We start from the raw sequence: 25,513 nt of genomic DNA, 5'->3' as shown, positions 1-25,513 counted from the left end.
TGGTTGCGATCCGTGAGCTCTCTGAGTTCTTTTGCCAACTCTGCCATCAGGGGAATGAACAAGTAGGCTTTTTCTCTTTCAAGATAGAGCAGGGATCCCTTGCAACTCGGCCAGCATGGCACGGGCGGTCTGGGTGGGATCCGCCGCCTCCATCAGGGCCCGCACCACGGCTACGCGACTGGCGCCTGCCTGCAGCACCTCCGGCAGGTTGTGGAGATCGATGCCGCCAATGGCAAACCAGGGCAGAGAGGCCTTCTCGGCAGCCAGGCGCACGTACTCCAGGCCCGCAGGCGGTTTTTCCGCCTTGGTGGGGGTAGCGTAGACAGGGCCGACGCCAATGTAATCCACGTCGCTGGCGAGGGCTTGGGCCAACTCTTCAGCGTTGGTGGTGGACAGGCCAATCAGGCGTTGGGATCCCAGCAGTTGTCGGGCTTGGGCAACTGGCAAATCCGTCTGGCCCAGGTGTACCCCATCCGCCTGGCTGACCAAGGCCAAGTCCACCCGGTCGTTGACAATCATCAACGCCTGGTAGCGGTCGCACAGTTGCCGCAGCTGTTTGAGATCCCAGAGCATCTCCCTGTCGGCCAGGTTCTTGCGGCGGTACTGGACCAAGGTCACCCCGCCCCGCAGCGCCTTTTCCACTACTTCCAGCCAGTGGGGCACCGGGCTGGTGACCAGGTAAAGACGGGCTGCCAACAGCCGTCGGCGCAGGGATCTGCCCAACAGCTCACTTTCAAGAACGTAGAGGTGGTAGCGCATGTCTTTGGCCAGCTTGGCCAGGCCAGGGGCCACCCACTGCTGGGATTCGGCCAGCTTGCCGTATTCTTCCAGCACCCGCAGCGCCTCCTGCACGCGGCTGCAATTGGCTTGCAACAGGTGGCTGAGATCCCGCCGCTCCTCCTCCTGGGGGTGGGAGAGCTGGGTGCCGGGGTCAGCAGGGGTGTCGCGGGCCAACCGCAGTGGGTTACTGTGCCAACGGGCTAGGGCCTGGCGCATAGCTTTGCACTCGCTAGCCAGCTCGCCGTTCTCCAGGCCAAAGCGAAACCACTCCTCCAATACCCGGAGCCCTTCGCGAGCGCGGTCAAGGTTGGCATCGAGAATCCGGGCGACGGCTTGTGGTTTCATGTCCCCTGCGCGTGGGAGTTTTAATCCTTACTCTAAACTGGAATAGTCTCTCCGGCACCTGGGCTAGCCCTTGTCCGAAGAGGAGGCAGGCTGTTGCCAAAGGGCGTTGAGGAAAGCCTGCTGGGGCGTGTGTCCCCAGGCAAACTCACGGGGGCCGATCCCTTCCGGCAGGTAGGCCCAAGCGTAGCGCTCACAGGCAGGAAAGTAGCGGATCTCCCACCAGGGCTGGCCGGCGGCCACATCCTTCACCGCCCGCCAAAAAGGACCCCGCTGACGGCTAAGACGGGTCTCGACGAAGTAGGGCCCTTCCAGGCGCAAGGCTTCCACCGCTGCAATAAACTCGGCTCGCTGTCGCTCATTTCGGATCATCGCCCCGGCTTTCTCTCTCAGATTGGCCCTATTTTAATTCGGTAGGCTTTGGTAGGCTCGTTTAGTCTGGCTGGAGACAACAACCTCCCCCAGCAATGAACTCCCAAAATCTGGCGCGGGTGCTGTGCCTGAGCAATGGCCACGGAGAAGATGAGGTGGCCAGCCGCATTGCCTCAGCCCTCACCCAACGAGGGATCCCAGTGCAGGCCCTGCCGATTGTGGGGGAAGGGGTGGCGTATCGACGGCGAGGGATCCCGCTGCTGCCCCTGACCCAGGTAATGCCTTCGGGGGGATTTATCTACCAGGATTGGCGGCAGCTGTGGCGGGATCTGCGCGCTGGCTTGTTGGGCCTGACGAGGCAGCAACTGGCTCTGGTGCGCCGCCTAGCCAAGCAGGTGGAGCTGGTGCTAGCCGTGGGAGACATTGTGCCCCTAGCCATGGCCTGGTGGAGCGGGATCCCCTACGTTTTCGTGGGTACGGCCAAGTCGGACTACTACTGGCGGGACGAGCGGGGGCCCTACCGCCGCCCTTGGCTGGGCCAGCCGGCTTCCGATTACTTGCCCTGGGAGCGCTGGCTGATGGCCCACAGGCGCTGCCTGGGTTCTTTTCTGCGGGATGAGCTGACGGCAACTAGCCTGCAGCAACGGGGCCTAAGGGCCTTCTACCTGGGCAACCCGATGATGGACGACCTAGAGCCGCGGGGGGAATTGCCTTTGGATCCCAGCCGGCCTGCGGTGCTGTTGCTGCCGGGATCCCGTCCTCCGGAAGCCTACCGCAACTGGGCCTTGATGATGCAGGTGGTAGAGCAACTGCCGCCGGAAATCCAAGTCTATGCAGCCCTCAGCCCCAACCTGGAGCGGGATCCCCTTCAGAAGAAGATCCCGTCTCGGCGCCGCGACCTGCTGCTGGTGTGGGGAGATTTCGGCACCTGTGCCCACCGAGCTACGGCGGTGTTGGCCATGGCAGGGACGGCCACGGAACAATGCGTCGGCCTAGGAAAGCCAGTGGTCACCCTGCCAGGAGAGGGGCCACAATTTACCCCGCGCTTTGCCGAAGCCCAGACCCGCCTTCTTGGACCTGCTGTCCACCTCACTTCTCCCCAGCGGGCCCCTGCCGTGCTCTGCCAAATTCTGGACCGCCTAGCCAGGGATCCCGATTACGCCGCCCAACTGCGGGCCCACGGGCAACGGCGCATGGGGTCCCCTGGGGCCACCCAGCGCATTGCCGACCAGATCGCAGCCCTGCTTGCCGGTCCCCGGGACTAATCTGTGGCGGTCTCAAGGCTACTGAGTCCCGCTCAGCTTGCCCCAATTGCTGCCGCACTGTTGCCCCTTTGCCTACGCTGGAGAAGGGGATCCCTTGGGTAGGTAGCCGGTTCTGCCTACTTGGAGGGCGTTTTGGAGCAGCTAGAGATGACCTGGGACTTAGGGCGATTTTGGAACACCCTCACCTACTACGAGGTGCTACCCTTTGCCAGCTTCTGGCGCTGGCTTCAGAATGGCTTTCAAAGCCCAGAAGTTCCCTTTATGCCTCCTTCTCTGACGCCAGCCACTTCCCTTCCTCTGGTTCTTTTGGGCGATGGCCTGCCCGAAGGTTTGACAGAGGCGTTGCGCCAGCAAGGGGCGGAGGTAGGGCAGAGCCAGGACTGGGTGACAGCCAGGGTGATCTTAGGGCTGGGAGCGCCAGAGGTGGCCAGGGCCCACCTGGAACGGCTGCGCCGCAGCGGCCAAACGGAACAGATGCTCTTTGACTTCCGCCAGCCCAACCCCCAGTTAAACCAGTTCTGGGGCATCTTGGACGATGTGGTAATGGGTGGGGTGAGCCAGAGCCAACTGCTCTGGGGAGAGGGCGAGCTGCTGTTTACGGGCCAGGTTTCCACGGCCAACTTCGGCGGCTTTGTTTCCACGCGCACGCGCAATTGGCAGCCTCCCTTGGACGCCTCAGGGTTTGCTGGCCTGGAGCTGCGGCTGCGGGGTGATGGACAGCGCTACAAGGTTTTGCTCAGGGATCAAGGCGGCTGGGATAGCCCAGCCTACGCCTACGCCTTCGACACCACCCCCGAGGAGGAGCAGACCGTCCAGGTTCCCTTTGCCGAGATGGTGCCCACCTTTCGCGCCCGCCGGGTTGCCGCTCCCCCCTTGAATACCCGCCAGATCTATTCGCTGCAGCTGATGCTGAGCAAGTTTGAAGCGGACGGCAGCCCTAACCCTCGTTTTCGGCCTGGGCCCTTCCAACTGGGCCTGCGCTGGATTGGGCTTTACCGCAGCGACCCCCTGCCGCAACTGATTGGGGTGGCCCAGGGATCCCTGTCGCCCGCGTGGGTGACAGCCCTGCAGGAGAGCTCCAGCCGCTGGTGTGGGGTGGAAATTCCCGCCGGGATCGAGGGATCTACCTTAGCCGCTCACCTGCTGCGCCTTTTGCGCTCGCCCGAAAGTGTGGGCCGGGTGGTGCCTTTAGAAGCTTTCCCCGGCTAAGCTTTGACCCGCTGCCGGGGATCCCTTTGGGCTGCCGACGAGGCTCGTTGGATCGGGCATCTCGGTCAGGGGTGGAGGGCTCTGGGCGTCCTGGCTGCTATTGCCCTGGCTGGGAGGATCCCGCTTTCCGACCTCTTCGAGACCCCACAGACCTTGGGGCTACGAAGTCAAGGATGGCGCGTCCCATCGGGAAGAATTGTGCTCGTCAAATCTCAGAATCGAGCTTGGCACCTTTTAGGTTGGCCCCTCTGAGCTGAGGACCTGTCAGTTCAGCTCCCCTCAAGTCGGTCCCGAACAATTCGGCCCCGCTCAGGTTGGCCTCCTCCAGGTTGGCCCCGCTCAGCTTGGCCCCGATCAGGTTAGCCCCGCTCAGGTCAGCCTTCTTCAGGTTAGCCTTCCTCAAGTCAGCCCAGCGAAAGTCTCGCTCGCCAGCTATATACTTTCCTCGAATATCCCCAACCTGACGTAGGGGGATCTGATATGCCTTTGCTGCCTGCACGTGGTGGAGATTGTCGGATTTCAGGAACGTCTCCCAAGCAGCGAACTTTACCTCCCACTCCTTGTCCTCCTGCAGTGCTTTCAGGAGAAGCTGGGCCCCTTCTTCCCCATGTTGGAGAGCATCTTTGAGAGCTCGGATTCTCACTTGAGGATCCGGACTGGCCAGGGCTTGTCAAACACCCACCAGGCCACCTATGACCGGATCGAATCCGCCAGGCCCTTGTCCGCCTAAAACAGGATCGAAGTTTTCCATCACCGTACTGTCTCCTCGTGAGACGTTAGCTAGCCCGCCGGGATACCCGTTAGCGCTACGCGCTGGGGGAGTGTGGAGGTAGACCTTCTATCTCCTTACCAGACGCGGCAGCCCCGTGTCCTTATTGTTGGCAGGGATCTGGCAGGCGTCCAGGTGGCGGACTGGGTGGCCACCGCTCTCCTGGCCAAGCTGCGTGCGGCGTTGCGGTGGATTCAAGGGATCCCGTTTTGAGTTGGCTTCCTCTTTGTGACGGTTCTGTCCTTTCCCCTTTCCTAGGAGCTATCTTGTAACCCTTCTTCACCTGTGGCCCTACCTTGATCCTGGTGCTGGCGGTTGTTGCAGCATACTCAGGGGGGAGCCGTCCACTTTTTTTCAGGAAGGGTTGGCCCCTATGGGCTGCGCTCGTTTGTACCCTATCTTTGAGATCCGCTGCGGGTTCCTTGAGGGAGGGGCTGGCAAGCACGGCGTAGGTGCCCGATTGCCTGGTAACCTGGGATCCCAGCCTGTAGCAGCCCCTTTTGGCTGTTGAAGAATATGGGCCAGTACGTGCTGCGTATCAGTGACCTTCCCCTTCGGGATCGCCCGCGCGAGCGACTGCTCAGCCAGGGGGCCAAAAGCCTCTCCCACGCCGAGCTGCTGGCCATTTTGCTCAACACAGGCCAGGGGCCGGGCAAGCTCTCTGCCTTGGGCCTAGCCCAATTGCTCCTCAAAAAACTGGAAGCGCAAGGAGATCCCCTTGCCCAGTTGCGCCAGGTGGAGGCCGGGGAGCTGCTTCAAATTGAGGGCATCGGCCCGGCCAAGGCGGCAACGGTACTGGCGGCCATCGAGCTGGGGCGGCGGATCTTTTTGGCCCGACCACCCGAGCTGACGGTGATTGAATCGCCAGAACAGGCGGCCATGGCCCTGAGCGCCGACCTGATGTGGGAGGCCCAAGAGCACTTTGCCGTCCTGCACCTGGATATCAAGCACCGCCTCATCGGCCAGCAGATCGTAACGCGGGGAACCGCCACGGAAACCCTCACCCACCCCCGGGAAACCTTCCGCAGCGCCATCAAGCAGGGAGCTAGCCGCATCCTGGTGGCCCACAACCACCCCTCTGGCAGCTTGGATCCCAGCCCCGAGGATCTGGCTCTCACGCGGCAACTGCTGCAGGCGGGACAACTGCTGCAGATCCCCGTTTTGGATCACCTCATCCTGGGCGGCGGTCAGTTCCTCAGCCTGCGCCAACACACCAACCTCTGGCAGGAGTTTCCCCAGCCAGAATAAACCCCCACCCCCCTGACCTACTCTGCCTGGGGAGAGGAACTATCGGTCTCCAAAAGTGGCTCAAAGCGCATGCCCACCCTGAGCTGGCCGCCGTTGACCAGATCCCAAGCCGACTGTTCTTTTCTGCCAGGCAGCTGGGCCCGCCGGATCAGGAGGGATCCCTCGCCGGTAGCCACGTACACCCCTTCTCCCTTGGCCAGTCCCACGACTTCTCCAGGGCTGCCCTGGGGAAGAGGATTAGGTGGCGGGTGCAACTGAGGAGAGGCGGAGCGGACAATCTTAATCCGCTGCCCCTGCAAGCCAGTAAAGCAGTTGGGGGAAAAGGCGCGGATTTGATTGTGCAAAGCCTGGGCCGAGCGCCGCCAATCGAGCTGGAAGTCCTGTTTTTTGAGCAGGGGGGCGTAGGTGGCCCGCGAGTCATCCTGAGGAATGGGGGTCAGCTCTCCTTTTTCCAACTTCAGCAGCGTCTCCACCAGCAGGCTTGCTCCCAGTTGGGCTAGTTGGGAGGCTAGCTCCAAGCCGGTCTGCTCCGGCCCGATGGGCAGCTTGGCCTGCAGCAAGATGGCTCCTGTATCCAGGCCCTCGTCCATGAGCATGGTGGTGACGCCGGTCTCGGTCTCGCCGTTGGCAATAGCCCACTGGATGGGGGCAGCGCCGCGGTAGGCCGGCAGGAGGGAGGCGTGGACATTGACGCAGCCCAGCCGGGGCATCTGCAGCACCGCCGGTGGCAGGATTTGGCCATAGGCCACCACCACAAACACATCGGCAGCCAGCGCCGCCAGCGCCGCCAGCACCTCTGCATCCCGCCGCAAACGGACAGGTTGCCACACGGGGATCCCCTGGGCTTGGGCAAGGACCTTCGTGGGCGGAGGAAGCACCCTTTGTCCTCGTCCCTGGGGCCGATCCGGCTGGCAGACCAATCCCACTACTTCAAAAGGAGACGGCGGCTGCAGGAGAGCCTGGAGCGAAGGTAGGGCAAACTCCGGCGTGCCAAAGAAGACAACCCGCATGGCCAACCCCCTGAACCCTGCCCTTTAGTCTAGGGCGGCGGGGGAAGGCCGAGGGGGCTCGCCATCGGCAGCGTCGGCTGCTGGAGAAGGAAAGGGAGAAAGCCTGGCTGGGGGAGCCTGCCAAAAGGTGGGCTGTTTGAGATCGAATTCCTGGCTCCAGCTTGGAAAGAAAGAGCTTAGCTTTTGCCCAGAAAGCCGCAGCCGTTGCACAAAGGTCAATTCTAAGCGCGTTAGAACCCGCCGCACAAAATCCTTGGCCCAGGCCGGATCCGGCGCCTCTGCAGCCTGCAAGTTAATCTGCAGCCAGCCCAGCTTGGGATGCAGGTGAACCCGAGCGCGGATTCCTTCTGGGTGGAGCAAGTAGTTGAGCACCTCCTGGAGGGCCTCTTCATCCCCCTGCCGGGCACGGTACAAGGGGCTGTTGGGGTTGGGCGGCGGCTGGTAGCGCCACTCGCGGTGCCATTCCGGGATCCCTTCGTTGGAAGGAAAGCCGAACAGCTCCACCTGGCGCTGCCGGTAGCTCAGCGCCATTTCCTCTAGGGTTGGCAGGAGGCTCTCCAGCAGCCAGTCCGGATCCGGGAGGGGCTCCCCTTCTAAACGCAGCAACAAGCGGTGGCCGGAAAGACGCGCCTGGACTTGGAGAGAGCTCAACCCTAGGGCACTCAGGGCTGCCTGCAGGCGCGCCACCCTCTCCGACAGAGGAGGCTGGGGAGAAGCTGCAGAAGAAGTAGCCACTGGTGGAGATCCCTGGGTAGCTTCGGATCCAACCTAGCTCAGCGCCTAGAGTTGCTGAAAACCACTAGAGGGTTTGAGCAGGCTGAGGTTTAAGTCCCTGCCCCGCCTGCACGCAAACTTGCCCTTGTCGATCAAACAACGTTACCGCCAACGCTAGGGATCGGCCGGCGTACTTTTGCACATAGGCTGTTGCCCGCTCGCAGATTCGGCAAGCCAGGGCCTGCAGCACCGGCTCTGCCCAACCCAGGCTTTCCAGGTACTGCACTGCTGCTTCCACCGTTCCCAGCTCCAACAGCCGTCGCGCCTGCTCGGCTGCTCCCCCACAGCGGATCAAGGCTGCCACCAGAATCTCCAGGCGGGCATCGGCCACATGGCTGGAGGTGGTGAAGATGCCGCCTGCTAGCTTGATGAGTTTGCCGTGGTAGCCAATCAAGTGAACGGCCTCCGCCCCCCGCAGCGCCGCCTCCACCAGCAGCGGCCCTACCCAATTGGCTACCCGCAGGATTTGCTCTGCCGGGATCCCTTGCCGCAGGGCTACCTGTTGCCCGTGGCTGCCTAGGCAAAAGGCCAGCTGCCTGTGCTGCTCTAGCTTCTGTTGCAGCTCTTGCCGGGCTTGCTCCAGACTTTCGGCACTGGCAGAGGGCTCCACCTCCGCCCGCGTCCCCACTAGGGCTAGCCCCTCCAGCACCCCGAAAGCAGCATTGGAGGTGCGTTCTGCCAGCAGCTTGCCTTCCGGCAAGATGATGCGCACCCGCAGGCGATAACCCTCCGGGATCCCTGCCAAAAGGTTGACCTCAAACAGATGCCGGGCGTAGGCATAGATGGCTGGGCTGCCGTCAGTGTGTCGCCCTAGCCCCTCGCCAGCTTCTAGAAGCAAAGGGGGAGCGGTGGGATCTTTTTCCTCCAGAGCCACCCACCCCCAGACCGGCGTGTTGCGGGTGAGATCCAGGTGAGGGCCGGGATCCGAGCGGGTGATGGCTAAAGCGGTGTTCTCCGACAACGTGGCCACCTGCTCCACCGGGATCCTGACCGATCCCACCTCAGGCTCCACCTGCACTGCCACGACGGGACAACCACCCTCCTGGGGCAAGGGAATCTTGAGGAGGTGATGAAAGGCTGCCTTGGCAGCAGCCACTGCAAACACGGGCAAGGTGTAACCTCGCTGAGGGGAGGAGGGGAGGGAATCCTGCATTTTTTGTTCAATCGTTAAATGATCTGCGCGAAGGGAGGGAGGGATAGAAACCTGTCTCTTTCAATGGGAGTAAAGAGTTAAGAGCGTGGCAGCTATGAGCGAAACCTTGCAGCACTATTTTGAGCGTCTGGAGGGGCAAATTCAGGAGCTAAAAGCTGCCATTGAACGGCTGCCAGAGCAGGTGGCCGCTGCCCTGCTGGCGCGGCAAGAGGCCAAAAAAGCTGTGCCCGCCTCCTCCTGCTATAGCACCCTAAACGCCGACTTGGTTGGAGATGGGAGCCATAACTTTTTGCTGGAGGAGGATCCGCCTGTAGTCGGCAACCGCCAGCCGACCTATGATCTTGCCCCTGAGGCTCAGATCCAGCGCTTGAGCGCGCAGCTAACTGCTGCTTACAACCGCATTGCCGCCCTGGAGGAGCAGCTCTTGGCCCAGCGCCTGCGCAAATAACCTAGCGAGGTTTCAGGGCAGGAGCGGCAAGGGGATTAGCTCTGCGTTGCACATCCTGCATCTGGAAGCCATGCTTGCGCAGCTCCTGATCCAGCAGCAGTTCGTTTTCCACGTAATCAACAAACAGCACACCGTTGAGATGATCGATTTCGTGTTGGATGACTCGCGCTAGCAAGTCATCGGCTTGGATTGTGCGGGGCCGTCCGCTTTCGTCCTTAAACGACACCACCACTCCCTGGGCGCGTAGAACCTCACAGAAGACGCCTGGAATGCTTAGGCAACCCTCCTGAGCAGCCACCGTTTCGCCAAGGTACTCGCGGATCTCCGGATTAATCAGTACCAGCGGCGGCACTTCTGGCTTGTCGGGATAGATGTCCACCACAATCAAGCGCTTGGGAACGCCCACCTGTGGCGCTGCCAGACCAATGCCATCAGCGCTGTACATGGTCTGCAGCATATCGCGCGCCAATTGGCGGATCTCGTCGTTGACTTGGCTAATCCGCTTGGCCGGTTGCCGCAGCACCTTGTCCCCCATGCGATAGATGCGCAGCGGTGGGTTTTTGAGTTTAACTTTGGGGACAGAAAGCGTGGCCACCATCGGGCAGGTCTCTTACAAAACAAACATCAGCTTGTCTAGCTGGTCCCCTCATTCTACACTTGCTCAAACCCCGGGGACGCCTGGAAGTTAGGCCTGAGGACTCACGACTGCTCAGGGCTGTTCGGGGATCCCTGGGCCTTCTGGTCAAGGGCTTGCTTGAAGCCCAAGGCCACCAAAATGTTGGAGAGAGTGAGAAAAGCCTCTGCCCCTCCATGGAGGGGATCCACATTGGCTAAAGAAGTGCCGTAGTGCTTCTGGGCGTACAACCCTGCTGGGATGCTGACGGCAACAAAAAGCAGCAGCAGCCAAAAGCCCGCCAACGCCAAGCGCGGGATCCGGCGCAGCCGCGACAGGAAGAACAAAAAGAGCAAGTAGGGAAACAGAGAGAGAGCAAACAAGCTGTTCATTGCTTAGCTGGGATCTCGTTCCTCCGCCTGCTCGGCTCGCCAAATGCGGTAGGCTGCCCACGCCAGCGTACAGTTGCCCAGCAGGGTAAACCCAGCCTGAGCAGTCACCAGCCCCTCCAAGTTGGGGTCGTTGTCAAACCAGTGCCAGGTAATGGCACACATGGCTCCCACCAGCGCCGGCAGCATCGCCCAGCTCAGGCTTCGCCATTCGGGGCGCCCCGTTCGCTCCCCAAACTGCCACACCCAAACGATGGCCGCCAGCCACTCCAAGACGCTGGCCACGTGAATCCACCAGGTGGGAAATGAAAGGGCATGCATACACCCCTAGGCGTTGAGGAACTGGCGCAGCAACTGGCGATAGGTGGCCTCCTGCAGCAGCATTTGCTTGTGCAGCTTGACCAGGATGTCCTTAGCTTGCTCGGGACTCATGCGAGCCACCAGCATCTCAAAAGCCCGCTGGCGAAATTCTTGTTCCAAAGAAAGACCTGGCGTTTCCTCCATTATCGTCACCTCGAGAGGCTTGGGGGTAGGTCAGAGACTTGCTTTGGGCTATTCCAAACCTGCCCTTGACGCGCGACGCAGTCAGGATAACACATATCTTAACAATCTCCCTTAACAAGCTGCAATAAGATGCCAAGTCCTGGTAGCTAGGTGGGGGAGGGAGATCTCAACGAAGTAGCAGAAAAAGTCCAGTTCTACAGATTTGACGAGGGCGCATTTCGGATAGGGAGATGCGAAGCTTTTTGAGCAGGGATCCCTTTACGTCTTGTTATTTTGGGCAAGCGAGCAAGGCGCCATGGTAGAAGTGAAGTACCTTGAGCTGGGGCTGCTGCTCCTCCTGACCTGTGCCTTGCCTTCTTACATTGCTATGACCATTTTTGTGGGAAACCTAAACTATAAAGCTTCAACTGAAGAGCTCAAAGCCTTCTTCCAGCAGCGGTGGAACGTTAAGTCAGTTACGATCCCGAGAGACCGAGAAACCGGCCAGACAAGGGGTTTTGCATTTGTGGAGTTGGCCACCAAGGCGGAGGAAGAAGAAGCCATTAACGTTGCCAACGGTCAGGAATTTATGGGTCGGCCCTTGCGACTAGAGTGGGCCCGGCCGCGCCGAGAGACTTAGATCCCAGGCTGGGCCTGGAATTTAGAGAAGGGCGGCTGAGATGGTGAGGCTGTTGCATTTTTCCGATGTCCATTTGGGCAGTGGTCTAGCCTACGGCTCCATCAACCCGGCCACGGGACTGAACACCCGCTTGGAGGATTTTGTGGCTTCCTTGCAGCGGTGCATTGACCTTGCCCTCGATCTAGCTGTGGACTTAGTTCTGTTTGGGGGAGATGCCTTTCCCGATGCGACGCCGCCCCCTCGGCACCAAGAACTCTTTGCCCAGCAGTTTCGCCGGTTGGCTGATGCCGGCATCCCGACCGTTCTCTTGGTGGGTAACCACGACCAATACGGACAGGGCCAGGAGGGCAACAGCCTAGCCATCTACCGGGCCTTAGGGGTGGCGGGGTTTGTCGTCGGGGATCGGCTGCAGACCCATTGGATTGAAACTCGCAGCGGCCCAGTCCAGGTGACCACCCTGCCTTGGCTAAACCGCTCCACCCTACTGGCCCGCCAAGAGGGCTTGGGCCTTGACCCTGAAGGGCTGACCCAGAAGCTGCTACAGCGCTTGGATCTGGCGCTGGAAGGGGAGGCCCGCAGGTTACGGCCCGGGATCCCGGCAATTTTACTAGCCCATGTAATGGTAGATACAGCCCGCCACGGGGCCGAGCGGCATCTTTCGGTAGGCAAAGGCCTGACGGTGCCCCTCTGGTTGCTGGCGCGGCCAGCTTACCAGTACGTGGCTTTGGGGCATGTGCACTGCCACCAGGTGCTCTGTCGGGATCCCTTGGTGATCTATCCCGGCAGCATCGAGCGGGTGGACTTCGGGGAGGAAAAAGAGGAAAAAGGTTGCGTAGTGGCAGAGGTTACGGCCACAGGAGCAAGCTACGAATTTTTGCCCTTGCCCGCCCGCGCCTTTCACACCATCCGCCTCGATCTCACCCCCTATCCCCCCCAAGAAGTGCAAGCCAAACTCCTGGAGGCCATTGCCAAGGCCCCTGTAGCCGGCTCCATCCTACGCCTCATCTACCGCCTTCGCCCCGACCAGCTCGATGGCATTGACGAGCGGGCTCTGCACCAAGCCCTTGCCCCTGCCTTCAGCTACACCATTGCCCCAGAAGTGGTCAGCCCTGGCCGCATCCGCTTGCCGGGCTTGGATCCCAGACATCTAGAGCCCCTGACGGCTCTGGAGCAGTATCTAGCTGACCGCAGCGATCTGGCCCCTTTGCGCAACGAGTTGCTGGCGGCTGCCCGTCAGTTGCTGGCGGAAGCAGCAGATCCCTTGCCGGAAGGGAATGCCAACGAGGAGGAGGTGGATCCTCCAAGCCCCGCCGACTGGGAAGAGCAGCAATTGCCTTTGTTCTAGGGCTCTGCCTCCATTGCTTTGACCTTTGTCGGTCAGAGGGGGGGAGCAGGGCCGCTTCTAAAGAACCTTTGCCGCGTGATCCGGATCACTTCGGGAGGGGGGGAAACGGCAGAGACTGGAACTGGGTTGAAGTCGTTGGCAACGACGCTCTCAGCTCACTTCCAGGGAACTAACCTAGGCTGGCAGATCTCACCCTGCCAGTCTTTCCTTTTGTAGAGCTGGGGAGCCGTGGAAAGCAAGGGATCCCTGTAGTTATCATGTCGCTGCCAGGCTCTGTCTCGACTTCGAAAGAAGCTGGAGGTAGAGTGGATTTGTCTCGAGAAAAGAAGGAGCAAAGGGCATGGAAAGCGTACTGAGATCTCTAGTGATCGGGGCAATTGCCGGTTGGCTGGCAGGGTCTATCCAGCGCGGCTACGGTTTTGGCCTGATTGGTAACATCATTGTCGGCATTTGCGGAGCAGTTGTGGGAGAATACCTTTTCAACTTGCTCGGCTTATGGGCTACAGGTCTGCTGGGGAAATTGTTGATGGCAACCGTTGGGGCTTTGGTTTTGTTGGCGTTGGTCAACCTTCTTCGCCGGGCTTGAGAGTACGTTGCCAGCGGGCAGGGATAGCTGGCGTGACCCTGCTTTCTTGGGTGGCTGTGGATCAAACCCGTGTCTGGTTCAGATTGCCGGGTAAGGAGCACCTCTGCTCAGGCCGGCAGCTGTCCAATGAGAAAAAGGGGGCTATAGAGCCCACCCTTTCCGTGACCTACTCCCGGCGCTGAGTACAGCACAGATCTCAGCTACCCCTACACCCCCACGAGCTAAAGCCGGGATAGCAGAGGGGCAGCTAGCGGTGCAGGTAAGTGTAGGCCCGCAGGTTGTCTTCAAAGTGCTGCTGCAGCGCCCTAGCCTGCTCTAGAGTGATCTGCCCCCTTTGTAGCGCGGCTTCAGTGGCGTGGTGCAGGGCTTCCACCAGGTCTTCGCTGGTGTATTGCACCCAGCTCAGCACCTCAGCAATCGTGTCTCCCTTGATCACTTGGGAGACGTGATAGCCGCCAGGACGGGTGCGGACATGCACCGCGTTGGTGTCGCCAAAGAGGTTGTGCAGATCCCCCAGGATCTCCTGGTAGGCACCTCCCAAGAACACCCCCAGCAGGTAGGGCTGCCCGTCGGGATCATGCAGCGGCAAGACCGAGGTGATTTGGCCGTCTTCGCCAAAGAAGCGGTTGATCTTGCCGTCGCTGTCGCAGGTTAGATCCGCCAAGGTAGCCCATTGGCGCGGCTCCTCGTCCAGACGGTGGATGGGCATGATGGGAAAGACCTGGCCGATGGCCCAGCTATCCGGCAGGGACTGGAACAGGGAGAAATTGCCGTAGTAGATGCTGGCCAGCATCTCGTCCAGCTCCAGAAGATCTACAGCCACGGGCTGTCCTGCCTGGTACTGCTCGTAGGCCAAGGTGCAGATCTTGTCGGAGCAGTTCCAAAACAGCCGCTCCACCTCGGCCCGCTCCTGCAAGCTGAGGGATCCCTCGATGAACTGGCGCAGGGCAGCTTCTTTTAGCTCCTGGCAGCGGCGATAATCGGCCACTAGGGTATCGGGCCGGATCTCGTAGTAGAGCTGGTTTAGCTTCTGGATCACCTCTGCATTGGAGGTGAGGTGGGTAGGCATGGGGTAGGGGCTAGCCACATTGACATCCTGCACGTCAAAGACCAACACCGACTGGTGGGACATCAAGGCCCGCCCGCTTTCGGTAACCAGCACCGGTGGCCGGATCCCATGCGGCTGCAGGGTGGTCAGCACTGTCTGCACCACGGTGGCGGCGTAGTCCTCGACGCTATAGCTCTGGGAGAAATGACTGGCGGACTGGGATCCGTCGTAGTCAACCCCTAAGCCGCCGCCGATATCCAGGTAGCCCATCGGCGCTCCCAGCTTGACGAGTTCAATGTAGATCTGGCTGGCCTCCCGCACAGCCCGCCCGTGCACACTCGCCATCGAGATCTGCGAGCCGATGTGGTAGTGCAATAGGCGCAGACAGTGCAGCTTGCCGACTTCCCGCAGCCGTTCCACCACCTGCAAAATCTCCGTCGCTGTAAGGCCAAACTTGGCCCGATCCCCGGCCGAGGTGCCCCAGCGCCCGCTGCCTTGGGTAGAAAGCTTGGCCCGCACCCCCAGCATGGGATCAATGCCCAGGTGCTCGGCAGCCTGCAGCACCAGCTCCAGCTCCTGCAGCCGCTCCAGGACGATGATGGGCGTGCGCCCCAGCCGCTGGGCCAAGAGGGCCGTTTCCATAAAGTCGCGGTCTTTGTAGCCATTGCAGATTAGCAAAGCCCCGGGAGTGTCCAGCAGAGCTAGGGCGATCAACAGCTCCGGCTTCGATCCCGCTTCCAGGCCAAAATGGTAGGCGCGGCCGTGCTTCACCACCTCTTCCACCAGGTGGCGCTGCTGGTTCACCTTGACCGGGTAAACCCCCCGATAGACATTGGGGTAGCCAAAGCGCTCAATGGCCTGCTGAAAGCTCTGGCAAAGCTGCCGCATGCGGTCGGCCACAATCTCGGGAAAGCGAATTAACAACGGCAACTGCAAACCCCGCGCCACCAGATCCTTCACCAGGTGGTACAGGTCAATGCCCGGTTCCTGCTGCTGTAGGCCCTGTGGGGTTACCTCCACATGACCAGCGGCGTTGATACGGAAGTAGGGCTCTCCCCAGTAGCAGATGCGATAGAGCTTTTCGCTGTCTCGCAGTGTCCAGGGAGAACGAGTCAAAGTCGGCATAGCAGTCCCCCAGATATCGAGATGTGAACAGCGCAGGATTTCCGCACAGAATCCACAATATATTGCTCTATTTCAGAAGGCGTCAAGATTTTTCCCAAGCAGGGAGGCTGTGCCGGAAACCGCCTAAGCCTTGCCAGATAAGGCTTTGGGCTTGAGAGCTCCTTGAAAAAGGCTCTAGCGGCAAGCTCTCTCTTTCTCTTTCTTTTGCTGTTTTTCTTAGTCTTTCTCACTAATGCTCTTTTTTGCCTCGATGGATCCCCGCTGTAACCCTGCGGGGAAGGGCACGAACGCCTGGCTGCTCCTCAGCAAAGGGGTGATTGGCGACGTGAAGTTGGTCTGGGCCTGCAACTCTTGCGGTGGCGGCCCTGGATGAGTTTTTCTCCCCACTCCCGAAGCTTCGACTCCCCAACCCCGCAGGTACGGAGATCCGTAACAGGTCGGCTTTTCAACCCCCAGAAATGGGCGGCATTCTCGCCCTAGCGTTGCCAACCACCTGGTTAAGATCGGCTCAGGAAATGGCTAAGCCTTTGCCAGATTTTCGCAAGTTGGCTGCCCAAGCTACCCCACAAGCGGATGGGCTGGCGGCGGTAACCGAAGTCCTGTACACACAAAGAGGAGAAGAAGGAGCCGATGGGAAAAGTTGTAGGAATTGATCTGGGCACAACCAACTCGGTTGTCGCCGTAATGGAGGGGGGTGTCCCCACGGTTATTGCTAATGCCGAGGGGAGCCGCACCACACCCTCGGTAGTTGCCTTTACCAAGGATGGGGAGCGCCTGGTGGGTCAGATGGCTCGTCGCCAGGCAGTGCTCAACCCCGAGAACACCTTTTACTCCGTCAAGCGGTTTATCGGGCGCAAGTACGACGAGGTGGGCGCCGAGGCCAGGAGGGTTCCCTACCAGGTGCGGCGGGATGAACGGGGCAATGTCAAGTTGTACTCACCCCGCATGAACAAGGAATTTGCCCCCGAGGAAATCTCGGCCATGGTGCTGCGCAAGCTGGTCGAAGATGCCAGCCGCTACCTGGGTCAACAGGTCACCCAAGCCGTTATTACCGTGCCTGCCTACTTTAATGACTCCCAGCGGCAGGCCACCAAAGATGCAGGCCGCATTGCTGGCTTGGAGGTGCTGCGCATCATCAACGAGCCGACCGCGGCTTCCTTGGCCTACGGCTTGGATAAGCGCACCAACGAGACCATCCTTGTCTTTGACCTGGGCGGTGGTACCTTCGACGTCTCCATTCTCGAGGTAGGAGATGGGGTCTTTGAGGTGAAAGCCACTAGCGGCGACACGCAACTGGGCGGCGACGACTTCGACAAGAAGATCGTCGACTGGATGGCCGAAGAGTTCAAGCGCATGGAAGGGATCGACCTGCGGCAAGACCGACAGGCCCTGCAGCGGCTAACAGAAGCTGCTGAGAAAGCCAAGATTGAGCTGTCCAGCGTCTTGGAGACCACCATCAACCTGCCCTTCATCACTGCCACTGCCGACGGTCCGAAGCACCTGGAGCTAAAGCTCTCGCGCGCCCACTTTGAGCACCTCTGCGCCGACCTGCTAGAGCGCTGCAAAGGTCCGGTGGAGCAGGCCCTGCGGGATGCTAAGCTCACCAAGGCTGACATCAACGAAGTGGTGCTGGTGGGCGGTTCCACCCGCATTCCGGCGGTACAGCGGTTGGTGAGGGAACTGCTGGGCAAGGAGCCCAACCAAACCGTCAACCCCGACGAGGTGGTGGCTGTCGGCGCTGCCATCCAAGCCGCGGTGCTGGCGGGCGAGGTGAAAGACGTGCTGCTCTTGGATGTCACTCCCCTGTCGCTGGGGGTGGAAACCCTGGGCGGTATCGCCACCAAGCTGATCCCGCGCAACACCACCATTCCCACCCGCAAGTCGGAGATCTTCTCCACAGCGGAAGATGGGCAGACCTCGGTGGAAATCCACGTGGTCCAAGGGGAGCGGGAGTTGGCTCGCGACAACAAATCGCTGGGCCGCTTTAGGCTGGAAGGGATCCCACCCGCTCCTCGCGGTGTGCCCCAAATTGAGGTGACCTTTGATATCGACGCCAACGGCATCCTCAAGGTAACGGCTAGAGACAGGGGGAGCGGCAAGGAGCAGAGCATCTCCATCACCGGCGCCTCCACGCTCGATAGCAAAGAGGTGGAGCGGATGATTGCCGAGGCGGAAAAATACGCCGCCGAAGACCGCGCTCGCCGCGAGAAAATCGAGCGCCGCAACAAGGCCGACTCTCTGGCCTACCAGGCCGAGCGGCAGTTGAAGGAGCTGGGAGACAAGATCTCCTCCAGCAAGCGCAGCCAAATTGAGACCCTGGTGCGGGAGCTGCGGGAGGCCATCCAGCGCGATGACGACAGCGCCATCCAAAGCAAGGAGCGGGAGCTGCAGGAGGCTCTCTACGCCATGAGCAGCGAGCTCTATCAGCAAGCTGGCGCTTCCTCTAGCTCCACTGCTAGCGCAGGGAAGACTGCCGGCGGCAGCGATGACGTCATCGACGCCGATTTCACTGAGGCCAAGTAACCCCTGCGGGATCCCTCTAGGAAGGAGGGATCCTGCTTCTGGTGCCAGTTTCAACAGGAGGAGGGAGGGGATGGGCAAGGGTCACTAGCCCGCCTCCTTCCTTCTTCGGGGTTGGTAGCCCTCTGCCTGCGGATGCCTCCATGCAAAGCTTCAAGGACTACTACAAAATTCTGGGGGTTAGCAAGACAGCCACTGCTGAGGAGATCAAGCAGGCCTATCGTCGCTTGGCGCGGAAATACCACCCAGACGTCAACCCCAACGACAAAACTGCTGAGGAAAAGTTTAAAGACATCAACGAAGCCTACGAGGTTCTCTCCGATCCCAGCAAGCGCAGGCAGTACGACCAATTCAGCCAGTACCACCAGCAGGGTGGCTTTCGCTACCGGCGAGAGACCTACAGCAGCCCCTTTGGCGAAAGCTCCTTTGGCGAGGACTTTGGCTTGGGGGGAGGGGGCGTCGATTTCGACCAGTTTGAAGACTTTCAGGATTTTATCGATCAACTGCTAGGGCGAGTGCGCAGCTCTGGCAAAGACCGCAGCAGTCCTTCGGCCAATGCCAACTACGACGCGGAGGCCACCCTCCACCTTTCCATCCCGGAAGCGTTTGAGGGGGGAAAGCGCCGCCTGCGGGTGGGCGGGGATCGCGTGCTTGAGGTGAGCATCCCACCGGGAATCACGCCGGGCAAGCGAATTCGCCTGCGCGGCCAGGGCCACCCCAAACCCAACGGGGGTGCTGGCGATCTCTACCTCAAGATCGAGCTGAAGGAGCATCCCTTCTACCGCCTAGAGGGGTTTGACGTCTACTGCGACCTGCCGCTTAGTCCCAGCGAGGCGGTCTTAGGCGCCCAGGTGGAGGTGCCCACGCTAGACGGGCTGGTGAAGCTACGCATCCCGCCAGGGACGCAACCAGGGCGGAAGCTGCGCTTGGCAGAGCGGGGCTTTCCCAAGGGCAACGGGGAGCGGGGCGACTTCTACGCGGTAGTTCAGATCTATTTGCCCACGCGGCTTTCGGAGGAGGAACGAGAGCTCTACGAAAAGCTGCAGCGCATCCAGTCCTACGATCCCCGCGCCGCTCTCAAGCTCTAGCTAGGCAGTTGCCTTGGCTAGCTCTGGAGTGGGCGGTTGGAGAGCCCGGTCCAAGAGCTCCATGGGGTGGTAGATGGGGATCCCAGCCTGGCCTTGCAGGCGCAGGTGCTTTTGGATTTGCAAGCGGCAGCCGATGTTGGCGGAGACAATCCCCTGGGCGCCGGTGTTGAGGAGGTTGGCCACCTTTTGGGATCCCAGCTCGTCCGCCACCTCGGGTTGCAGCAGGTTGTAGACGCCGGAGCTGCCACAGCAGAGGGCAGCATCGACGGGATCCCGCAGCTCCAGGCCCGGGATCTGCCGCAGCAGTTGGCGCGGCTCCTGGCTAAGGCGCTGCCCGTGTAGCATGTGACAGGCATCCTGATAGACCAGCACCAAGGGATCCGGCTGCAGCGGATGGAGAGGAGCGGTCAACCCCACCTGAGCAAGAAACTCCTGGATGTCCTTGACTTTGGCCGCAAACTGGGCTGCTTTCTCTTGGTAGTGGGGATCCTTACCCAGGATGTGGCCGTACTCCTTCAGCGTATGCCCGCAGCCAGAGGCAGTGATGAGAATGGCATCCAAGTCGTAGACAGCAAAAGCATCCACCATCTGGCGGGCCAGAGTTTTCGCCTGCTGCAATTGCCCTTGGTGGTGGGGCAAGGCTCCGCAACAGCCCTGGGCAGGTGGGATCACCACCTCACAGCCATTGTGGGTTAAGACGCGCATGCTGGCCTCATTTACCTGGGGGGCAAACAGGCGCTGCACACAGCCAAGAATCAGCCCCACGCGAAAGCGGCGCTCGTCCACCGCCGGGATCCGCTCCGGATAGCGCTTGGGCAAAAGGTGCTCCACCTGCAAAGGGGGCAGCAGCGATTCCATGGCCGCTAGCCGTGGGGAGATTTTTTCCAGCCCCTTGCGGATCCAGGCGCCGATCCCCATCTTTTGGTAGAGCCAGAGGGGCCAGAGCAGCGGTCGCAGCCGCTCCGGATAGGGGAAGAGGAAAAAAATCAACTGGCGGTACAGTCGATCCCAGAGGTTGCGGCGGTAGTTGCGCTCAATCTGAGGTCGGGTAGCGGCAATCAGCCGGTCGTAGCGCACCCCCGAGGGGCAAGCCGTTACACAGGCCAAACAGCCCAGGCACGTGTCGAAGTGGGAAACCACTGCCGCTGAGAGAGAGATTTGGCCCTGATTGAGGGCGTCCATCTGGTAGATGCGGCCCCGCGGCGAATCCGTCTCCTTGCCGAGGACGCGATAGCTGGGGCAGGTGGTCAGGCAAAACCCACAATGCACACAGGCATCGATCAGCTTCGGATCCGGGGGATCCACCCCATCAAAACCCGGCCCTTGCGATAAACTCATTGGCTTCGACCTATCGCGCTCTCAGCTCTACATGGCCATGCAGGGAGACCATTGGCAGCTTGCGATCCCACTCTCCCTTTCCTGCATCTTAATGCCAGAAGCGGGATCTGAGGGAGTTTACTCCCATCCAGGCGCTCTTCTGGCTCGTACTACCCTAGAGAAAGCACTTGTCAACTCTTCCCTTTGAGAGCCATGAACTGGCAACACCTCTTCACTCGCGCTTTTTGGGCGGCGACCCTCGCCAGCTTGGGCCTGCCGGGAGCGGCTCTGGCCCAGGCTAACCTGCGGGAGCTCCCTCCGGACTTGGCAGAACAGCTCACCACGGAGCGGATTTTGCAAGCCTGCGCCGCCAACCAAGCCGATACGCTGCCCAGCCCCTTCCCGGACGTGGTGCCGACCGACTGGGCCTACAAGGCGGTGCTCACCCTCTACTACTGTGGGGCCTACCGGGGGGCAATCCTGCCGGAGACCTTCCGGCGCTACCTGGAGCAGAAACGGGGATCCCAAACCTAGAAGGCTGGCTCTACTTCGATCGGTACATCTCCTCGATGAGGTGAGCGTAGCGCTCCGCCACAGGGTTGCGCTTAATTTTCAGCGTCTGGGTCATGAGGCCGTTTTCCACACTCAAGGGCTCTGGCAAGAAGCGAAAGTCAGCAACTTGCTCGTCGGGCCGATAGCCAGGGCGCTCTTGGATGCGGCGGCGTACTTCTTGCAAGATGAAGCGGCGCACCTGCGGGTGAACGAGCAGCTCGGTCTCGGCAGTAGGGATCCCTTGCTCAGCAGCCCAGGCCTTGAGGGCGTCGAGGTTGGGGTAGATGAGGGCAGCCAATTTTTTTTGGTCTTGCCCGACGATCACAATCTGGCTGATGTAGGGAGATTGCAGGCAGGCATCTTCCAGTGGCTGTGGCTCAATGTTCTCGCCGTTGCGCAAGACAATGACATCCTTGGCCCTGCCGGTGATCACCAGTTGGCCGTCGGGAGTGAGCCAGCCTAGATCCCCGGTTTCAAACCAGCCATCAGAGCTGAGAACTTTAGCGGTGGCTTCGGGGTTGTTGTAGTAGCCCATCATCACCTGCGGGCCACGGGCCAGGATCAACCCCTTTTGGCCAGGGGGCAAGGGCTGCCGGGTTTCCGGATCGACAATGCGAAACTCCGTCCCTGGCAGCGGTGGGCCAGCCGTACCGCGTACGTTGTTGTCAGGACGCCGCGCGCATAGCACTGGCGAGGTTTCCGTGAGGCCGTAGCCATTCAAGATGGAAATCCCAACAACTTCATAGAACAGATCCAGATAGGCAGGTAGGGATGCGCCGCCGCTAATAGCATGTTGAAAATTGGGGCCTAGTGCTTGTCGCACCTTGCGGTAGATGAGCCAATCGGCCAGCCGATGCAGGGGCCAGAGCAGCCAATGTTGCAAGCGAGCCCGTAGGCGCACCCAGGGGCTGACTCCGTAATGCAAAATTGACTGGTTGCGAGCTATCCGTCCAGAGAGCACATGGCTTTCACTGACAGCCATCAGAGCACGGATTAGCCACTGCAGGAGGGGGCTTTTCTCTTTGAATTGCCGCTGGATCCCTTCATAAACGGTTTCCCAAATGCGCGGCACTGCCACCAAATAGTGGGGCTGCTCCTGTTGAAAATCTTGTTTGATAAAGCGGGGGCTGGTATAGACCAGCGTGCAGGCGCGACTAAGGAGAAAATACTCGCAAGCCCGCTCATAAGAGTGCCAAGTGGGCAGAATGCTCAACACCTTGTTCCCCGGTTGGGGCTGTACGACCGCGCCCAAGTTCTCCACCTGGTGCATGAGGTTGCCGTGGCTGAGCATCACCCCCTTGGGCTGACCGGAGGTGCCGGAAGTGTAGATGATGGTGGCCAACTGGGATCGCTCCAACTTGGGGGGCTCGTAGCGGTGTTCTCGCCCTGTTTGCAGCCACTGAGAAAAATTCACTACTCCTGGCTCTTCTTCGTCCGAAAGCAGCAGCAGCCGCTCTAGACCCAGCTCCTCCACAACTGACCGAACCCGTGCCAGCGTCTTCACATCCTGGGCAATCAAAGCGGTGCTCCCAGAATGACGCAAAATGTAGCCCAGCTCCGCTGGATCCGCTACGGCGCTGCGCGGCACATTGACTGCTCCTGTAAACAGCGTGGCCAGATCCGCCATCAGCCAGCGGGGGGAATTGTCGGCAAAAATGGCTACCCGATCCCCAGGGCGAATGCCCAAAGCCTGTAAGCCAGCAGCCAGCGTCTGAATGCGGCGGAACAGTTCCCCATAGGAAATCTCAAAGACCGGCTGGGCATGGGGATCCCTGAGGGCAGGCTGGTCAGCAAACTTCTCGGCTAGGACTTGCCAGACGTTGAGTAGAGTCGTCTCCGGGGCAGCGGGTGTAGCAGCAGCGGAGACAACGGTCATAGATCCGGGCCGTAAATCACGCTTACACTTTAACAGAGCGCGCACAAACTCGAAGGCAGTCCTCCAGGGATCCCTATGCGCATTGGCGTGCCCAGGGAGATTAAAGAGCAGGAATTCCGCGTCGGCCTAACACCAGCGGCGGTGCGGGTCTTGACTGAGCAGGGGCACCAGGTGTGGGTGGAAACTCAAGCGGGCCAGGGAGCCGGCTTTACTGACGAGGACTATGAGAAGGCGGGGGCCAGGCTGGCTGCCACTCCTGAGGAGATCTACCAGCAGCAGTTGGTGGTGAAGGTGAAAGAGCCCCTGCCTGCAGAGTATCCGCTGCTCCATCCGGATCTGATCCTATTTACCTACTTGCACTTGGCGGCTAGCCGCGAGCTCACCCAAGCCCTCCTGCGTTCGGGGGCCACCTGCCTGGCTTACGAGACAGTGGAGCTGGCCGATGGCTCCCTGCCTCTTTTGATGCCCATGAGCATGATTGCCGGGCGGCTCTCGGTGCAATTTGGTGCCCACTACCTCACCCGCCAAGCGGGGGGGCGAGGCGTACTGCTGGGCGGGATCCCAGGTGTGCCACCGGGACGAGTGGTGATTTTGGGCGGAGGAACCGTGGGTACAGAGGCGGCCAAAGTGGCCGTTGGCCTGGGAGCGCAGGTGCAGATTTTGGACATTAACCTGCAGCGGCTCAACGAGCTGGAGCTCATCTTTGGATCGCGAGTGGAGTTGCTCTACAGCACCCCCCAAACCATCGAGGAGTGCGTTCGCAAGGCCGATCTCGTGGTGGGAGCGGTGTTAGTGCCGGGCAGGCGGGCGCCAATTTTGGTGAGGGAGGAGCTGGTGGCCCAGATGCGGCCCCGATCCCTAATTGTGGACGTCGCGGTGGATCAGGGAGGCTGCATTGCCACCACTAGGGCCACCACCCATGCCCAGCCGGTTTACGAAGCCTACGGCGTGTTGCACTACGGCGTTCCCAACATGCCAGGGGCTGTCCCCTGGACCTCAACCCAAGCCTTGGTCAATGCCACGCTCCCCTACATTCTCAAGCTGGCCAACCTTGGCCTGGCCGCTGCCCTGGAACAAGATCTAGCTTTGGCCAAAGGGCTTAACATTCGCTCCGGCAAGCTCATCCACCCCGCCGTGCGGGCTACTTTCCCCGACTTGGCCAACTAGCTTTAGAGGCTGCCACTACTGGTGCTCGAAGACGTTGCTATACCCCAGCAGATCCAGCTCGACGAGGGTGGGAAGGTGCTGGAAGCAACGCTGCGCCAGTTCCCAGCGCTCCTCTCGCTGCAGCATCTGGGCCAACTTGTGGCGCACCGGGATCAAGTAGCGGACGTCGTTGGCTGCGTACTCCAACTGCTCCGCCGAGAGGGCATGGACAGCTCCCCAGTCGGAGCTCTGGGCTGCCTTGTTCAACTCGACCCCGCACAGCTCGCTCACCACATCTTTGAGGCTGTGCTTGCTGGTGTAGGTGCGAGCCAGTTTGCTAGCAATCTTGGTGCAGAAGACCGGCCAGACTTGGATCCCCAGGTGGTAGCGCAGCATGGCCAGGTCAAAACGGGCATAGTGGAAAATCTTCTCGATGCCGGGATCCGTCAGCAGCTTGGCTAGGAGAGGGGCCTGCCTGACGCCGCGGCTAAACCGCAGCAGCACCACCTCACCGGCAGCGTTGGCAAGTTGCACAACACAGAGTCGATCCCGCTGCGGGATCAAGCCCATCGTCTCTGTGTCCACCGCCAGGTAGGCTTCTCCGGCCAGGGCTTTGACCAGGTCGGAGGTAAGATCGTCGTCGCAAATCTGGAAGGGCTTCAGGGCCACGGGGAGCTCCCCTCAGGGCAGAGAAGGTGCTTGCCTTTCCAGAGCAGTTGCCAGCAGCCTCCAGCCCATCTGGGCTACCAGCTGGCTTTGACCACGCCGGGTAGCAGGCCGCGGTGAGCCATCTCCCTCAGGCTGTGGCGGCAGAGGCCAAAATCCCGGAAGTAACCGCGGGGACGGCCCGTTTTCCAGCAGCGGTTACGCAGGCGGGTGGGCGAGCTGGAGCGCGGCAGCTTTTGCAGTTGGGCATGCAGCTCCATGCGGGTGGCCTGGTCGAGGTTGGGATCAGCCAGCGCTGCCTTCAATTGCTGGCGCTTTTCGCGATACTTTTCAACCAAGCGCTGGCGCTTTTTCTCCCGCTCGATCATGCTTTTTTTAGCCACGGCTCACCTGTTTCCCCAATTTTTCAGCTCTACTAGGATAACGAGCAGAGGCAACTGGCAGCAAGGGGAGCCTGCCTATGGGTTAGGGGCACGCTAGTATTGCCGCCTGCGTGGTGCTTGCAAGCCACCGCTGCTGCTGGCCACGAAGCGCTGGCGGATGCTACGCCATTACCTAGCAGGGATGGAGCTAGTACTGCGGGCGAGGTTCTCCTCTAGTCTTTGATTCGCCGGACAATTGGCCACTTTGTGGCATAACCAACCTTCTGCCTCGACGTAGATGGGCTGAGCGAGTAGGCTAGCCGGTACATCTTCTTGAGTAGGCGTTTTGCCTGGGCTAAAGTTGGCTCCGTCTTTAGCCGGTGTGCC

Annotated in this window: 28 protein-coding genes; 12 read left to right on the top strand and 16 right to left on the bottom strand. The window is 60.6% G+C overall.

The window, feature by feature from the left end:
- Positions 1-78: 78 nt before the first annotated feature.
- Together NW860_RS08095 and NW860_RS08090 are read right to left on the bottom strand one after the other, a co-directional pair.
- On the bottom strand, positions 79-1,125 hold the full coding sequence (locus tag NW860_RS08095) for a thiamine phosphate synthase (protein WP_414513525.1): 1,047 nt from the start codon (positions 1,123-1,125) through the stop codon (positions 79-81).
- A gap of 63 nt (positions 1,126-1,188) precedes the next feature.
- Positions 1,189-1,494: a hypothetical protein gene (locus NW860_RS08090; protein WP_414513523.1), complete on the bottom strand. Its 306-nt coding sequence runs from the start codon at positions 1,492-1,494 to the stop codon at positions 1,189-1,191.
- Positions 1,495-1,589: 95 nt separating this feature from the next.
- Here NW860_RS08090 and NW860_RS08085 point away from each other — a divergent pair, with 95 nt between their 5' ends.
- Positions 1,590-2,759, top strand: coding sequence for a lipid-A-disaccharide synthase-related protein (locus tag NW860_RS08085; protein WP_414513521.1), 1,170 nt, complete (start codon positions 1,590-1,592; stop codon positions 2,757-2,759).
- A 147-nt stretch (positions 2,760-2,906) separates the two neighbouring features.
- The gene (locus NW860_RS08080) at positions 2,907-3,968 is read left to right on the top strand and encodes a CIA30 family protein (protein WP_414513519.1); all 1,062 of its coding nucleotides are present in this window, start codon (positions 2,907-2,909) and stop codon (positions 3,966-3,968) included.
- A gap of 205 nt (positions 3,969-4,173) precedes the next feature.
- On the opposite strand, the gene NW860_RS08075 is transcribed toward NW860_RS08080, so the two are convergent.
- Entirely contained in the window at positions 4,174-4,611 is a 438-nt protein-coding gene (locus tag NW860_RS08075; RefSeq protein WP_414394990.1) for a pentapeptide repeat-containing protein, read from the bottom strand.
- Between the two features lie 180 nt (positions 4,612-4,791).
- On the opposite strand from NW860_RS08075, the gene NW860_RS08070 reads away from it, so the two are divergent.
- Together NW860_RS08070 and radC are read left to right on the top strand one after the other, a co-directional pair.
- Positions 4,792-4,950: a hypothetical protein gene (locus NW860_RS08070; RefSeq protein ID WP_414394991.1), complete on the top strand. Its 159-nt coding sequence runs from the start codon at positions 4,792-4,794 to the stop codon at positions 4,948-4,950.
- A gap of 303 nt (positions 4,951-5,253) precedes the next feature.
- Positions 5,254-5,985 carry a RadC family protein gene (radC, locus tag NW860_RS08065; protein ID WP_414395154.1) on the top strand — a complete coding sequence of 244 codons (732 nt, stop codon included), beginning with the start codon at positions 5,254-5,256 and terminating at the stop codon, positions 5,983-5,985.
- A 17-nt stretch (positions 5,986-6,002) separates the two neighbouring features.
- Here the strand turns inward: radC and fmt are convergent, their stop codons facing one another.
- From fmt to cbiD, 3 genes are all read right to left on the bottom strand, one after another.
- Positions 6,003-6,995, bottom strand: coding sequence for a methionyl-tRNA formyltransferase (gene fmt / locus NW860_RS08060; protein WP_414513516.1), 993 nt, complete (start codon positions 6,993-6,995; stop codon positions 6,003-6,005).
- A gap of 24 nt (positions 6,996-7,019) precedes the next feature.
- Positions 7,020-7,730, bottom strand: coding sequence for a hypothetical protein (locus tag NW860_RS08055; protein ID WP_414412367.1), 711 nt, complete (start codon positions 7,728-7,730; stop codon positions 7,020-7,022).
- Between the two features lie 64 nt (positions 7,731-7,794).
- Positions 7,795-8,922, bottom strand: a complete 1,128-nt coding sequence (gene cbiD, locus NW860_RS08050) for a cobalt-precorrin-5B (C(1))-methyltransferase CbiD (protein ID WP_414513514.1) — start codon at positions 8,920-8,922, stop codon at positions 7,795-7,797.
- Between the two features lie 94 nt (positions 8,923-9,016).
- On the opposite strand from cbiD, the gene NW860_RS08045 reads away from it, so the two are divergent.
- Positions 9,017-9,370, top strand: a complete 354-nt coding sequence (locus tag NW860_RS08045) for a hypothetical protein (RefSeq protein ID WP_414394997.1) — start codon at positions 9,017-9,019, stop codon at positions 9,368-9,370.
- 1 nt (position 9,371) lies between these two features.
- Here the strand turns inward: NW860_RS08045 and def are convergent, their stop codons facing one another.
- From def to NW860_RS08025, 4 genes are all read right to left on the bottom strand, one after another.
- Complete coding sequence (gene def / locus NW860_RS08040) at positions 9,372-9,968, bottom strand: peptide deformylase (RefSeq protein WP_414409728.1); 597 nt, start codon at positions 9,966-9,968, stop codon at positions 9,372-9,374.
- A gap of 101 nt (positions 9,969-10,069) precedes the next feature.
- Positions 10,070-10,375 (bottom strand): DUF3593 domain-containing protein, encoded by a 306-nt coding sequence (locus NW860_RS08035; RefSeq protein ID WP_414412444.1) that lies wholly within the window; start codon positions 10,373-10,375, stop codon positions 10,070-10,072.
- Between the two features lie 3 nt (positions 10,376-10,378).
- Entirely contained in the window at positions 10,379-10,693 is a 315-nt protein-coding gene (locus NW860_RS08030) for a DUF2499 domain-containing protein (protein ID WP_414395001.1), read from the bottom strand.
- Positions 10,694-10,699: 6 nt separating this feature from the next.
- A complete protein-coding gene (locus NW860_RS08025; protein ID WP_414395003.1) occupies positions 10,700-10,876 on the bottom strand; it encodes an NblA/ycf18 family protein in 177 nt (58 codons plus the stop codon).
- Positions 10,877-11,171: 295 nt separating this feature from the next.
- Here NW860_RS08025 and NW860_RS08020 point away from each other — a divergent pair, with 295 nt between their 5' ends.
- The 3 genes from NW860_RS08020 to NW860_RS08010 all read left to right on the top strand — a co-directional run bounded on the left by NW860_RS08020 (position 11,172) and on the right by NW860_RS08010 (position 13,426).
- A complete protein-coding gene (locus NW860_RS08020) occupies positions 11,172-11,495 on the top strand; it encodes an RNA recognition motif domain-containing protein (RefSeq protein WP_414412443.1) in 324 nt (107 codons plus the stop codon).
- 40 nt (positions 11,496-11,535) lie between these two features.
- Positions 11,536-12,840 carry a metallophosphoesterase family protein gene (locus tag NW860_RS08015; protein WP_414405229.1) on the top strand — a complete coding sequence of 435 codons (1,305 nt, stop codon included), beginning with the start codon at positions 11,536-11,538 and terminating at the stop codon, positions 12,838-12,840.
- A 340-nt stretch (positions 12,841-13,180) separates the two neighbouring features.
- Complete coding sequence (locus tag NW860_RS08010) at positions 13,181-13,426, top strand: GlsB/YeaQ/YmgE family stress response membrane protein (protein WP_414513510.1); 246 nt, start codon at positions 13,181-13,183, stop codon at positions 13,424-13,426.
- A gap of 247 nt (positions 13,427-13,673) precedes the next feature.
- On the opposite strand, the gene speA is transcribed toward NW860_RS08010, so the two are convergent.
- On the bottom strand, positions 13,674-15,599 hold the full coding sequence (speA, locus tag NW860_RS08005) for a biosynthetic arginine decarboxylase (protein ID WP_414405228.1): 1,926 nt from the start codon (positions 15,597-15,599) through the stop codon (positions 13,674-13,676).
- Positions 15,600-16,229: 630 nt separating this feature from the next.
- Here speA and dnaK point away from each other — a divergent pair.
- Both dnaK and NW860_RS07995 read left to right on the top strand, forming a co-directional pair.
- Entirely contained in the window at positions 16,230-18,122 is a 1,893-nt protein-coding gene (gene dnaK, locus NW860_RS08000; RefSeq protein ID WP_414409726.1) for a molecular chaperone DnaK, read from the top strand.
- 140 nt (positions 18,123-18,262) lie between these two features.
- Positions 18,263-19,207, top strand: a complete 945-nt coding sequence (locus NW860_RS07995) for a DnaJ C-terminal domain-containing protein (protein WP_414412439.1) — start codon at positions 18,263-18,265, stop codon at positions 19,205-19,207.
- Here the strand turns inward: NW860_RS07995 and NW860_RS07990 are convergent, their stop codons facing one another.
- Positions 19,208-20,545, bottom strand: coding sequence for a (Fe-S)-binding protein (locus NW860_RS07990; RefSeq protein WP_414513507.1), 1,338 nt, complete (start codon positions 20,543-20,545; stop codon positions 19,208-19,210).
- Positions 20,546-20,737: 192 nt separating this feature from the next.
- Between NW860_RS07990 and NW860_RS07985 the strand changes: the two genes are divergently transcribed.
- The gene (locus NW860_RS07985) at positions 20,738-21,058 is read left to right on the top strand and encodes a hypothetical protein (RefSeq protein ID WP_414513505.1); all 321 of its coding nucleotides are present in this window, start codon (positions 20,738-20,740) and stop codon (positions 21,056-21,058) included.
- 10 nt (positions 21,059-21,068) lie between these two features.
- On the opposite strand, the gene NW860_RS07980 is transcribed toward NW860_RS07985, so the two are convergent.
- Positions 21,069-22,952, bottom strand: a complete 1,884-nt coding sequence (locus NW860_RS07980) for an AMP-dependent synthetase/ligase (protein ID WP_414513503.1) — start codon at positions 22,950-22,952, stop codon at positions 21,069-21,071.
- 75 nt (positions 22,953-23,027) lie between these two features.
- Between NW860_RS07980 and ald the strand changes: the two genes are divergently transcribed.
- Positions 23,028-24,119 carry an alanine dehydrogenase gene (ald, locus tag NW860_RS07975; RefSeq protein ID WP_414406311.1) on the top strand — a complete coding sequence of 364 codons (1,092 nt, stop codon included), beginning with the start codon at positions 23,028-23,030 and terminating at the stop codon, positions 24,117-24,119.
- A 15-nt stretch (positions 24,120-24,134) separates the two neighbouring features.
- Here the strand turns inward: ald and NW860_RS07970 are convergent, their stop codons facing one another.
- The 3 genes from NW860_RS07970 to NW860_RS07960 form a co-directional block, all read right to left on the bottom strand.
- Entirely contained in the window at positions 24,135-24,767 is a 633-nt protein-coding gene (locus NW860_RS07970) for a ribonuclease D (RefSeq protein ID WP_414395020.1), read from the bottom strand.
- Between the two features lie 74 nt (positions 24,768-24,841).
- Positions 24,842-25,147, bottom strand: a complete 306-nt coding sequence (gene rpsN, locus NW860_RS07965; RefSeq protein ID WP_414361099.1) for a 30S ribosomal protein S14 — start codon at positions 25,145-25,147, stop codon at positions 24,842-24,844.
- A gap of 168 nt (positions 25,148-25,315) precedes the next feature.
- The coding region (locus NW860_RS07960) for a hypothetical protein (RefSeq protein ID WP_414513500.1) at positions 25,316-25,513 on the bottom strand (198 nt) is incomplete at its 5' end.

Origin of the sequence: Synechococcus sp. F70.1 (genome assembly GCF_047502745.1) — a bacterium.
Classification (GTDB): domain Bacteria; phylum Cyanobacteriota; class Cyanobacteriia; order Thermostichales; family Thermostichaceae; genus Thermostichus.
This window is presented reverse-complemented; position numbering and strand designations above follow the sequence as displayed.